An 11,980-nucleotide genomic window follows, 5' to 3' on the forward strand; every position below is an offset into this window, starting at 1 on the left:
GTTATTCATTACCTTTTTAATCATTTTATAAAAATTTCGTTTTATATTTATCGTTGTAGAACATCCCTGTAAAGGATATAATACTAATATCCCAATAGTTACCGCATTTCGGCCGGCGCGTCATCCTTATTGCCGCCGGTAGCTTTTTAACCCTGAAACAGCGGCATATATTTACACCCGATAATAAATTCCCCAACACCCCACCACCGGGAGGTACCGTCTATGAAAAACATGTCCCAATCCACAGATCCGCAGTTCCCGCCGCATGAAAATACACCGCTTATCACTACCGCCCAGCCCGGTTCCGCTTATTTGCTGGAAAGCATCACTGGCGAAGAAATATCGTCCAATCTGAAGCCTTTGGATAAAATCAACGGCTATGATGTGCGGCCCGGCTTTTATGAGGTGAATGGAGCTTCAGCGCTGCCCGGAGGGGTAAACTTTACGCTGGCTTCCCACGGCGCCACCTCCTGTGAGCTTCTTTTATTCCACCGGAAATCCTCAGAGCCATTCGCAAGTATTCCTTTTCCGGAACACTACCGGATCGGCAATGTTTTTTCCATGATCGTCTTTGGACTGAGAATTGATGAGTTTGAGTATGCTTACCGTCTGGACGGCCCCTATCAGCCGGAGAAAGGCCTGATTTACGATAAGACAAAATATATTCTTGACCCTTATGCAAAGGCTGTTACCGGGCAGAGCGAATGGGGCATCCACCTTCCCTGTACGCAGAACTGCCAGTATAAATCCCGTGTCGTGAGAAATAACTTTGACTGGGGAAACAGCAAACAGCCTCTGATTCCCATGAAGGATAATATTATTTATGAACTGCATGTGAGGGGCTTTACCAGGCATTCCTCCTCCGGAGTGCACAATCCCGGAACCTTTGCAGGTCTTATGGAAAAAATTCCCTATATGAAAGAATTGGGAATCAATGCGGTTGAGCTGATGCCGATTTTTGAATTTGATGAAATGAATGGCTGCAGAGAGGTAAACGGCCGGAAGCTGCTGGATTACTGGGGCTATAACCCGGTATGCTTTTTTGCGCCGAATACCAGCTATACTGCCCAAATCGAATACAATCAGGAAGGACTGGAACTGAAAAAGCTCATAAAGGCCCTGAATGAAAATGGAATTGAAGTCATTCTTGATGTAGTATTCAACCATACGGCGGAAGGAAATGAATTGGGTCCCTACTTTTCATTTAAAGGCCTGGATAATAATATTTATTACATGCTCACACCGGATGGCCATTATTATAACTTCAGCGGCTGCGGCAATACGCTTAACTGCAATCATCCCATTGTCCGGCAGATGATTCTGGACTGCCTGCGGTACTGGGTCATTAATTACCGGGTGGATGGTTTCCGTTTTGATCTGGCGTCTATTCTGGGAAGGAGCGAGGACGCGGCACCAATGAGCAGGCCGCCGCTTCTGGAAAGCCTGGCCTATGATCCCATCCTGGGAAATGTGGATCTGATTGCGGAGGCCTGGGATGCGGGCGGGCTTTATCAGGTTGGCTCCTTCCCATCCTGGAACCGCTGGGCGGAATGGAATGGAAAATACAGGGATGATATCAGAAGCTTTCTGAAAGGGGACGACGGCTACGCTGCTGCCGCCGCACAGCGCATTATGGGTTCCCCGGACCTATATCCCCCGGATAAGCGGAGCTATAATGCTTCCGTCAATTTCCTGACCTGCCACGATGGATTTACATTGTATGATCTCTATTCCTATAGTACCAAGCATAATGAGGCAAACGGCTGGAACAATACGGACGGCGCCGATGATAACCGGAGCTGGAACTGCGGTTATGAAGGCCCGACAAACAATGGAGAAATCATGGATCTGCGTTTCCGTATGATAAAAAATGCCTGCGCCGTTCTTATGTGCAGCCGGGGGACCCCCATGTTCCTTGCCGGTGATGAATTCGGAAACACGCAGTTTGGAAACAATAATTCCTACTGCCAGGATAATGAAATATCCTGGCTGGACTGGTCTTTGCTGGAAAAAAACAAAGAAATTTTTGAATTTTTCCGGTATATGATAGCCTTCCGCCAGCAGCACTCCGTCATCCGGGGAAATACCGCGCCCTGCAGCTGCGGTTTTCCTCCCATGAGCCTGCACTGCATAAAGGCCTGGGACAGCAGCTATGTACGGGATACCAGATTTTTGGGTGTCATGTTTTCAGGAATCGATTCCACGGGACGGGATGATATTGTTTACCTGGGGATCAATACCTTCTGGAAGCCTCTGCAGATAGAACTGCCTGCGCTGCCTTCTTCAAAATACTGGATTCCCGCTGTCGATACCGGACGTGGGGATATGTCGGTGATTACCGAGGAAGAGATTCTGGATAAAAGTGTGTATGTTATGAATCCCAGATCGGTACTTGTGTGTGTAGTGAGGGACAGTGGCTGAAAAAAAGTATCCATTACTAAATTCACAATAAGAAAAACCGCACCGAAAAGCTGTCAGACTTTTCAGTGCGGTTTTTTGATACAGGAACTTAATAATATTCTTACTAATTAATCAAATTAGAATCCATATAACTCTTTAATTTCAGGGACTCTTTCTGTCATATAAGAATTCAGCTCATTGACGCCTATTTTTTCCAGAAGATTCATGTAGTCCTGATAAACCTTCTCAAACTCTTCATCGCTGGCTGCAGTATATAGCTTTACGTACTCCGCCTCTCTTGCTTCTTTGATTTTATTATAAATGATACCAGGATCGGAATCCGATGTAGGCACTGCCACTGACAATTCGGGATAGTTTGTGTATTTATCCATGTTTTTCTCAAAGCTGGCCACTACTTCCGGATCAACATCCGCATAGTAAAGATATAATTCATCCAGTTCCGTAGTACACAGGAAATAACCATTGTTATATTTTTCTGTCATAACTTTAGAATCCTTGTATGCTTCCTGCCATTCTTCGGAAAAAGAAGGGGCTCCATTTTCGGTCAGCGTATAATCAATACCTTCTCGTCCCCAAAGTGCAAGGTGCCTTCCCTCTTCACTGTTCAGGTAAGAAATTACCTTAATAGCAGCCTCCGGATTCTTACAGTTCTTTGATATAAATACACCTGACCAGCCTGCATTTGCACGTGTCATGGCAGCTGCGTCGTCAGGTACCTCCAGACATGCCCATTCGGCATCAGGAATATTTTTCTGTGTTTCCGTATTCAGCTGGGTCAGCTGGTTGGGACGTGCATTCCACTCATAGATAAAGCAATTACCGTTAAGCGCCTGTTGTTTGGCATCATCTTCATTAATAATGGCAAGATTTTCTTCTGAGAATAAACCGTTTCTATACATCTCATTGATATATTTAACTCCATCATAAAAAGAGTCTGCGGTATCACAGTAAATTACATTCCCATTCTCATCATACAGAAAATCGTTGGAATTTCCCATCCATTCTTTAAAGGGGCGAAGCCTCCAGGTGGGGTTTCCTGCATTTACCACCTGCATATCCGGATATGCCTCCTTCACCTGAAGCATTACCTTCATAATATCGTCCATTGTTGTCATGGCAGGACTGCCGATGCTTCCCAGATGTCTTTTCTATAGTAAAGAGTTGATACGGACGGAACTACTCCTTCTGCTTTATTCCATTCTTCTGTACTATTGTAATTCTGCATGATTGTATAATAATGCTCATCCGCCGGATCTGTATTATGTGACTTCGCTATGGCAATACGGTCTCTGCTTGGTTCCCAGTCAATTCCATATTGTTCTATCAGTTCATCATAGCTGTAACAAATATCACTGTTGCACAGACGGCTCAGTTCATTTGACGTAAATACGAGATCCGGCAGGTCTCCGGAAGCTATCATCAGGCCAAGCTGGCTGTCGTCCGCCGATCTGTTTATATTAAAACGCACTCCGGTATTCTTCGTAATCTCTTCCGGGATAATCCCTGTCCAGCTGTCCGAACCAAACCAGGTATAGTCAATATAAAGATCTAAAACTGCTTCTTCGTCCCCCGATTGGGCTGCCTGTGTGCCCTCATCTGCCTGCACCGCTCCTGCGGAAGCCGCTGTTTCTCCTGATTTTTGCTCTGTACCTCCGCCGCAGCCGGTCAGCATTCCGGTCAGCATTGCCATACACAAAAAAGCTGAAATCAATTTCTTTTTCATTCCTATACTCCTTCTCTTTCTTGTTTTTTATATCACCTGTTCCCTTTATTGCGCGGAGGGAACAGGAAACTGCCATATTTTTATTTTAAGCAGGCATTTTTACTTTTCCATGCGTGCCTACTCCTTTACTGCACCAACCATCATTCCGGTCACAAAATACCTCTGAAGAAATGGATAAATAAATATGATTGGCACCACGGAAACCACCATAGCTGATAACTGTATGGACAGGCTTGTAGTGCTGCTCTGGTGTACCGCGGCATTCAGGTCGCTTGGGGCCTGTGACTGGTTAATAACCTCCATCAGAAGGTACGGCATTGTCCTAAGCGTTTTCGTTTTTATAAAGAAGGTGGAATCATACCAGTTATTCCAGTGCCCCACCCCGACAAAAAGCGCCAGAGTAGCCATAAAAGGCTTGGAAATCGGCATGATAATACTGCGGAAAATTCTGAATTCCCCGGCGCCGTCAATTTTAGCGGATTCCCTCAGAGATTCCGGTATTCCTTCAAAAAACGTCCTTCCAATCGTAATATAAAACAGATTCAACATTCCGGGTATCACATATACCCAAAAGGTATCTATCAGATGCAGGCTGCGCAGAACTGTATAGTACGGAATAATTCCTCCTGAAAAGTACATGCATATAATTACAAATGTCATATACCATTTTCTTCCCAGCAAATCCTTAAAGGAAAGTCCATAAGCAACCAATGTCGTAAATAATACGCCCAGCAATGTCCCCAGCAGTGTCTTCAACACCGTAAGCAGTAAAGCAGTCAGCCACTTCATATCATTAAAGAACTGCGTATAATTTTCCAGGGTGAACTCTCTCGGGAGCCAGTATATTCCTCCCAGGCTGGCATCCAGCCCATCATTGAAGGAAAGAACAAAAACATAATAGAACGGATAAATTGTTATGAACAAAACTATGATTGAAAAGACATAGATAACGGAATCCATAATCCAGTCTTCCCTGGTGCGTTTCCTTTTCTTAGCTTTCATAATTTCCTCCTAGAACAAGCTCGTATCGCTGATTTTTTTTGCTGCAAAATTACTGCAGAAAATCAATACAAGAGAGATTACCGACTGTATCATTCCCACCGCTGTAGCATAGGCGTACCGGCCCTGCGCCAGACCTACGTCAAATACATAAGTCTGTATGATTTCAGAAGTGTCCGCATTGACACTGTTTCCCAGAAGATAGCACTGCTCAAAGTTGGAACCGCTCAGTCCTCCTCCGAAAAGATTTCCCATGGTCATAATCAGCACCACCACTATGGTTCCTTTGATGCATGGCAGCGTTATATAGCGAATCCGCTGCATCCGGCTGGCCCCGTCAATCTGTGCGGCTTCATAATAATCCTGGTTGATCCCTACTATAGCTGCCAAAAAAATAATGGTCCACCACCCCATTTCTTTCCAGATATCCAGTACTACCGCCAATCCCCAAAACAGGTTACTGTCGGTCATAAAACCTATTGGGCCGGAAGTCAGGTGGAACTTCAGAAGCAATGTATTAATTACCCCCGTTTTGGATAAAAACTGAAAAGCCAGGCTTGAAATGATAACCCAGGAAATAAAATGCGGAAGATAGCTGCAGGTCTGAAGTACCTTCTTGAACTTCAGGTTCTTAATCTCGTTTACCATGACTGCGAAAACAATTGGTATCGGGAAAGTAAACACCAGCTTCAGTACACTCAAGACAACCGTGTTACGCACCAGCCTGCCAAACTTATAGTCCGTGACAAATTCCTTAAAATACTTCAGGCCAACCCAGTCACTTGTAAAAATTCCTTTAACTCCGCTGGTAATATTATAATTTTTAAATCCCATAATCAATCCGAACATGGGAATCAAATTAAAAACTACCAGATATAACATTCCTGAAAGGACAAAGAGCTGAAGCATTCCCTGCTTTCTGAATGTTTTAAGCCATGTGCTTTTCTGTTTCATAGCCGCCTCCTGTTTTCAATTTTCGTGGAGTTTTTTTATCTGAAATTATTTTATCAATGTATTCTTTCTTATTCACCTATCCATTTTTCAGAATAATTAACATTAATTCACATCTTTTACAATTTCTCAGATCCGAGGGCGGAGAGCGGACGTTTTCTTGACAAAAAAGCCTGATAAGAATACGATTTAGACACAGTAAAACAGTTTTATCTGAAAGAAGGGGAAGCCATGTTTAAAATCATGATTGTAGATGATGAGCTCATCATTCTGAATGGTATAAAAATGATGATCGAAAACTGCCGGGAAATCTCGTTTCCCATTGATATTGTTACCGCATCCAATGTGCCGGCGGCTATAGAAATCCTTTCCAGCCTGATCTTCTGCTGGTGGATATTACCATGCCTGTTATGAATGGATTTGATCTGATTCGGCATATTCGTGCGAATTCCTATTCTATGGATATCGTCATCCTTACCAGTCATGCTAATTTTGATTATGCAAAGGAGGCTATTACCCTTCAGATTAATGATTATCTGCTCAAGCCGGTGAATATCCAGTCCCTGATTAAGGCGATCCAAACCTCCAGGGATAAAAAAATGGCGGAATCGGACAGTGCAAGAAAGCAGACCCTGGTTTCTCTGCGGGCCATGATGCTGTACGACATTCCCTTCTCCGATCTTCTTCTTGACACTGCACTTCTCCGGGATCTCTTTCCGTATGCCTACATTTCTGTAGTTGTGCTGGAACCTGGAGCGGGTCTGAAGCTTCCCGATCCGGAGGTGTATAAGGATATTTTCCTTGATTTCTATGACGTTTGTTACCCTATGATTTTTGTGGATCGCAGAGAAGTTGTTTTTATCTGCAACCATGCAATTTTTTCTGTTAAGACAAAGGCGCTGAAGGAACGTCTTATTGAAAGGCTTCATTCCTCGGATTTTGCTCTGGGCACCAGTATCAGCAGTAGTTCCTGTGAAACGCTGCACCAGTTGTATATGAACAGCGTACAGAGAATTTTTTATCAGAAAGCATTCCCTGATACCCCCGCGCTGGCGGGCGCCGCTCTGTTCACCTATAACGATTGCGTGGATATTTTCCTGAACACAGCTCCGGATCAAATAAAAAATGCCCTGAATACCTATGTACTTAAATTAAACAGTCTTACTGCAGCGTTTTCAGACAGAATCTTTCTGGAGCAGATCTGTCACAGCTTCTTTTATAATATTTATTTTTATCTGGACAGCCTTTCCATCAGTCTGCCACAGTTTAGGCCCGATGAACGCCTGCCCGAAGCAGTTACCGATTTACCTTCCGCAATTGATGCGATTGCAGACAGAATACTGTGGATTAAGCAGGAGCTGAAAAAACAGGATGATAACACAGACAACCATGAGGTTATCCCGCATTTAGTCCAGTACATTAAAGCCAATTACCAGAAGGACCTGTCTTTGAATGATTTGGCGCAGGAGGTAAATATGAATCCCAATTACCTGTCCGGCCTGTTCAAGAAAACCATTTCCTGTTCCTATCTGGAATGTCTCCATCACGAACGGCTGGCTATTGCAAAACAGCTTCTTCTCCAGACCGATTTGAGCATGGAGCAGATTGCAGGCAAGGTAGGCTATAACAGTTCCATACAGCTGCTGCGCATTTTTAAAAAATATGAACATATGCTGCCCTCCGAGTTCCGCGCAAGAAAGCGTCAGGTTAATACCGGAATCATGTCACAGGAGAACCAATGATGAATAAACAGAAAAATCCTGAAGCCGCAGTTTCCGCCGAATCGGTCACCGGACGAAAAAAACAGTCTTTTTTCCAGCAGTCCTCCCGGCTTTTTATAGGACTTATTGTATTTCCCACACTGCTCTGCTGGATTTGCTATATTCTTTTTCTGAATGTACACTTTACCCTGCGGAGCCTGGAAACCCAGCAGCTGGGCCTTCAGAATCAGCTGGAACAGACCGAAAACACAATGAAGGGAATTAATGACGGAATTGTCCATATGCTGGAAAGCAATTCGGAAATGACTTACTACCTTAACGGCCTCTATGACGGGCCGGATATGGTATATACTATTATGAAAAATATCCGCCCTCTTTGGGACAGTATCGGTTCCTGCTACCCGGCTGTTTCCGAATTTCATATTTATACGGATGCGGACGTTATGCTTTTTGAAACCTTCCGGGATGTGGATTCCCTCCCTCTTTCAGATACAGAGCGTGAAAATCTTTATGGTTCGCTGTTTCGTGAAATCCTGTGGAAAGTAGACACCTCGGCCGACGGTTATCCCATATTTTCTTCATACCAGAAGGTATATAACCAATCCTATTCCCAATGCATCGGTTATCTGGAAATCTGTTATAACAGCGGATTCTTTCAGAATATGTCGGAAGTGCTGAGGGATATGCTGTACGATTCTCATGCAGGATATTTTTGTGTTTATGACGGAAAAGAAATTTACCGCTCTTCAGATACTGCGCAGGAGGCTGTAAAGATACCGGAGGAAGACGGTGTCAGGCTTTTCTGGCAGTCGGATACCTACTGTAATGCGCTCACGCTTAATGGCTGCAATCTGCGCATAATTTTTACCGGCAAACTGTTCCCCACTATTTTTCATTCTTCGGACACCTTTCCTATTTTAATGATATCCCTGCTCATTCTCCTGCTGCTGTTTTGTTTTTTCTGTTTTTTCAAGGTAATCCGCAGGCTTTCCGAAAAAATCTATGCATTTTCATCCTTTCTGGATAAGTCGGCAGAAGGGAATCTGAAGGAATACCAGCTGTCTTCCGAAGAAAAATTTGCGGAAATCGATACACTTGTCAGAAGCTACAATGATCTGGTACATAAAAACCGTATTCTGAACGAAAGGATGATGCATATGGAGGCTCTGACCCAGGAAGCGCGCTACCAGGCCCTTCAAAGCCAAATTCATCCCCATTTTATTTATGGGACACTGGAAACAATACGTATGCTTGCCATGGCCAACCAGGATATGGACACAGCTTCCATGATTTATTCCCTCTCCTCCTTAATGCGTCAGTCCGTGGAGATTACCTCTCATGCATCCACGCTGGAAAAAGAGCTTTCCATTGTCCAGGATTACATGGATATTCAGCAAATCCGCTTTTCCGGCGCCCTTCGGTATGATGTAAACGCTGACTCTTCGTTACTTGATTTAAAGCTTCCGCCATTTACTTTGCAGCCTATTGTGGAAAATGCAATTGTTTACGGAATTTCACAGACGCTTGATCCGGGTGAAATACTTATCCGGATCAGCAGACAGGTCAAAGGAAATACTGTCTGTATTTCTATCAGTAATACCGGAAATCCAATGGAGCCAGAACGCCTCCGGGAAGTAAATTCTCTTCTTGCAGGTCTTACCGTCCCGGAAGCGATTCGCACACAGGGTAATGGGATCGCTCTGAACAATATTTTGAAGCGTCTGCAGTTTTTATATCCGGATCGCATAGATATGAAAATAGAAGCAGAGGATATATGGACAAGGGTAATTATCATGATTCAGGAAACGGCCTGAATGCAGAAATGACAAAAAGCGAAACGGTTTTCCCATTTCGCTTTTTTGTTACAATAAATCCTATACCTTCAGTCAATCAACATATACAACAACGTCAGCAGCAACCCAAAGCACGCCAGAAACAGCCCAAAGGAAAGACTCCTCCTGATAATCGTCCCGTTCTCCTGCAGATCATCATGTACCATAGCCAGCTTATGCTCATACTTACCATCCATATGCTGCCGGATATACTCCTCCTCCGCCAGCTCCTCTTCCGTGGCATCCGGGTGGTTGAAGTAATCCGTCACACCGTCAAGCACACTTCCCACAATATGGGTAAGCGCTGTTCCCTCCTTTAATTCATGGGGTATTTTACTGTCTCTGTATATAGTCTTTCTCAACAGTACCACTAAAGAGTCCACCAGCCTGTCTGCGATGCGGCAAATACTTCCGAACAACAGGGGAAGGAGCCTTCGCAGCACCGGACGGTAAATCCTGTCCTCCAGATCCAGCCAGGAAGGCCAGCGTTCAACGTAAACCGACTGTCCTTCTCTCACACACAGCATCCACATACGCACCACTGTCAGGTACAGCAGGATCCCGATGATAAGGGAGATGCCCGCGCCCTTCAGGTTTACGAGAGAGAAATAGGCCACCACAGCCTCCGGCTGCTGCGCATTCAGAAATGCGGAGGACATATCCGCCAGTCGGTCGGTAATCAGATGAGGCAGAAGTCCCAGCAGGGGAAGCAGCACGGCGCTGCCTGCCAGGGCGAAGCTGCTGATTCCATTCATATAGCGCCCCATACCCTCGAATTCCTTCTGCCTGTCTTTATCAGCATTCTTCTCCAGAAACAGGCAAATATACAGCTTCAGCATATAAGCCACAGTCAGCCCGCCGCTAATTAAAAAGACCCATTCCACAACCCCCATCCATAAAGGGCCTGTAAAGAAGGAAAGCACACTGCCCGCCGCCGGACTGCCTGCAATTCCTGCACAGGAAAGCTCTGCCACAGCCTGGGCCGCATGGGCGCCGCCCGCCGGCACGCCCGCATTTGCCGATGCCAGCAGGAGCCGGTATTCCACGATGGATTCATGAAGCAGCGTTTTGCTGGTGTAGCCGTTCCACAACGGCACGCCGCCGATTCCCAGCGCCCCCATGAGAAAGCAGACATTTAAAAGAGGTTTTTTCCTGCCAAACCCTCTGATTTCATTCAGATTCAGTTTATGAAGGTTCATGAACACTACGCCGGCCGCCATAAACAAAACCAGCTTAATCAGCGAGTGGTTTACCATATGGAGCAGGCTGCCCCGGATTGCCAGGCTTCCTTCTTCCCCCAGCAGTCCCTGCATGCCGATGCCAATCAGGATAAAACCGATTTGGGATACGGAGGAGCAGGCCAGCGTCCGTTTCAGGTTCACGGAAAACAAAGCCAGCAGCGCCCCTGTAAACATGGTCAGGACGCCCAGGAACAGAATGAGCGCACCCCATCTCACATCAAACTGCAGAAGGCTGCAGCTGACCACCAGGACACCGAAAATCCCTGCCTTGGTAAGAATCCCCGAAAGCAGTGCGGAAGCCGGCGCAGGAGCTACCGGATGGGCCTTGGGAAGCCAGATGTGAAGCGGGAATACACCGGCCTTGGCGCCGAAGCCAAACAGCAGACAGGATGCCCCGATAAAAAGGTTCCGATAACGGACCGCCCCGCTCTCCCCCGCCAGCGTATGGCTGCGCACCGCCTCCGCCAGCGCCGTGATTTCCAGTGTTCCCAACTCACGATAAAGGATAAACAGCCCCATCAGCATTACCAGCCCGCCGATTACCGCCACAGCCAGATAGGTTTCCGCCGCCCGCAGCGCTTCCTTCGTCTCCTCATGCGCCACCCAGGTATAAGAGGTAAAGGACATAATTTCAAAGAATATAAAAGCCGTATATAAATCCGCGGAAAGGAACACGCCCACCGTCGCCCCCAGGGTCAGCAGGGTAAAAAAACGATACCGGTTCCTGGACGTATAGCTTCCCATATACTCCATGGAAAAAAAGGAAGTCATCATCCACATCAGAGAGGCCACCAGGCAGTACAGCGCCCGGAAACCGTCCATGCACAGATGCAGCCCCAGGCCGCAGAAGCCTTCCCATTGGAAGTCGAAGGCGATACCCGTCCTGCCGCCTGCAAGAAATATTACGAACAGGGAGGCAAAAATCAGCATTTCCGCAGCGGTTATCAGACCGGTCCATATATCCCTTTTCTTTTTTCCGTCGCTGCTCTCTCCCGCACCCTTTTCCCCGCCGCGAAGCAGCAAAGTCACCAGCGCCCCCGCGAAGGGAATGCACAGGATCAGCAGAAGCATATAATCACCAGTCATTGACAG

The 11,980-nt window shown here is 46.0% G+C and carries 9 protein-coding genes; 4 read left to right on the top strand and 5 right to left on the bottom strand.

Going from position 1 to position 11,980, the window contains the following annotated elements; genetic code table 11:
• Window positions 1-222 precede the first annotated feature (222 nt).
• Window positions 223-2,421, top strand: a complete 2,199-nt coding sequence (locus tag FYJ45_RS17495; RefSeq protein ID WP_235930871.1) for a glycogen debranching protein — start codon at window positions 223-225, stop codon at window positions 2,419-2,421.
• 116 nt (window positions 2,422-2,537) lie between these two features.
• On the opposite strand, the gene FYJ45_RS17500 is transcribed toward FYJ45_RS17495, so the two are convergent.
• The 4 genes from FYJ45_RS17500 to FYJ45_RS17515 form a co-directional block, all read right to left on the bottom strand.
• A complete protein-coding gene (locus tag FYJ45_RS17500; RefSeq protein ID WP_154466167.1) occupies window positions 2,538-3,536 on the bottom strand; it encodes a type 2 periplasmic-binding domain-containing protein in 999 nt (332 codons plus the stop codon).
• The gene (locus FYJ45_RS17505) at window positions 3,533-4,144 is read right to left on the bottom strand and encodes a type 2 periplasmic-binding domain-containing protein (protein WP_154466169.1); all 612 of its coding nucleotides are present in this window, start codon (window positions 4,142-4,144) and stop codon (window positions 3,533-3,535) included. Before FYJ45_RS17505 ends, FYJ45_RS17500 begins: the two co-directional genes overlap by 4 nt.
• Before the next feature lie 117 nt (window positions 4,145-4,261).
• Complete coding sequence (locus tag FYJ45_RS17510) at window positions 4,262-5,146, bottom strand: carbohydrate ABC transporter permease (protein ID WP_154466171.1); 885 nt, start codon at window positions 5,144-5,146, stop codon at window positions 4,262-4,264.
• A 9-nt stretch (window positions 5,147-5,155) separates the two neighbouring features.
• On the bottom strand, window positions 5,156-6,097 hold the full coding sequence (locus FYJ45_RS17515) for an ABC transporter permease (RefSeq protein ID WP_154466173.1): 942 nt from the start codon (window positions 6,095-6,097) through the stop codon (window positions 5,156-5,158).
• Between the two features lie 228 nt (window positions 6,098-6,325).
• Between FYJ45_RS17515 and FYJ45_RS17520 the strand changes: the two genes are divergently transcribed.
• From FYJ45_RS17520 to FYJ45_RS17530, 3 genes are read left to right on the top strand one after another with little or no spacing between them, the layout of a single operon-like run.
• Window positions 6,326-6,508 carry a response regulator gene (locus tag FYJ45_RS17520; RefSeq protein WP_154466175.1) on the top strand — a complete coding sequence of 61 codons (183 nt, stop codon included), beginning with the start codon at window positions 6,326-6,328 and terminating at the stop codon, window positions 6,506-6,508.
• Complete coding sequence (locus tag FYJ45_RS17525) at window positions 6,496-7,836, top strand: response regulator transcription factor (RefSeq protein WP_154466177.1); 1,341 nt, start codon at window positions 6,496-6,498, stop codon at window positions 7,834-7,836. Before FYJ45_RS17520 ends, FYJ45_RS17525 begins: the two co-directional genes overlap by 13 nt.
• Entirely contained in the window at window positions 7,833-9,629 is a 1,797-nt protein-coding gene (locus tag FYJ45_RS17530) for a sensor histidine kinase (protein WP_154466179.1), read from the top strand. Before FYJ45_RS17525 ends, FYJ45_RS17530 begins: the two co-directional genes overlap by 4 nt.
• A gap of 68 nt (window positions 9,630-9,697) precedes the next feature.
• On the opposite strand, the gene FYJ45_RS17535 is transcribed toward FYJ45_RS17530, so the two are convergent.
• A complete protein-coding gene (locus FYJ45_RS17535) occupies window positions 9,698-11,974 on the bottom strand; it encodes a complex I subunit 5 family protein (protein ID WP_154466181.1) in 2,277 nt (758 codons plus the stop codon).
• Between the last annotated feature and the right edge of the window lie 6 nt (window positions 11,975-11,980).

The organism is Eisenbergiella porci (assembly GCF_009696275.1).
Classification (GTDB): Bacteria; Bacillota; Clostridia; order Lachnospirales; family Lachnospiraceae; genus Eisenbergiella; species Eisenbergiella porci.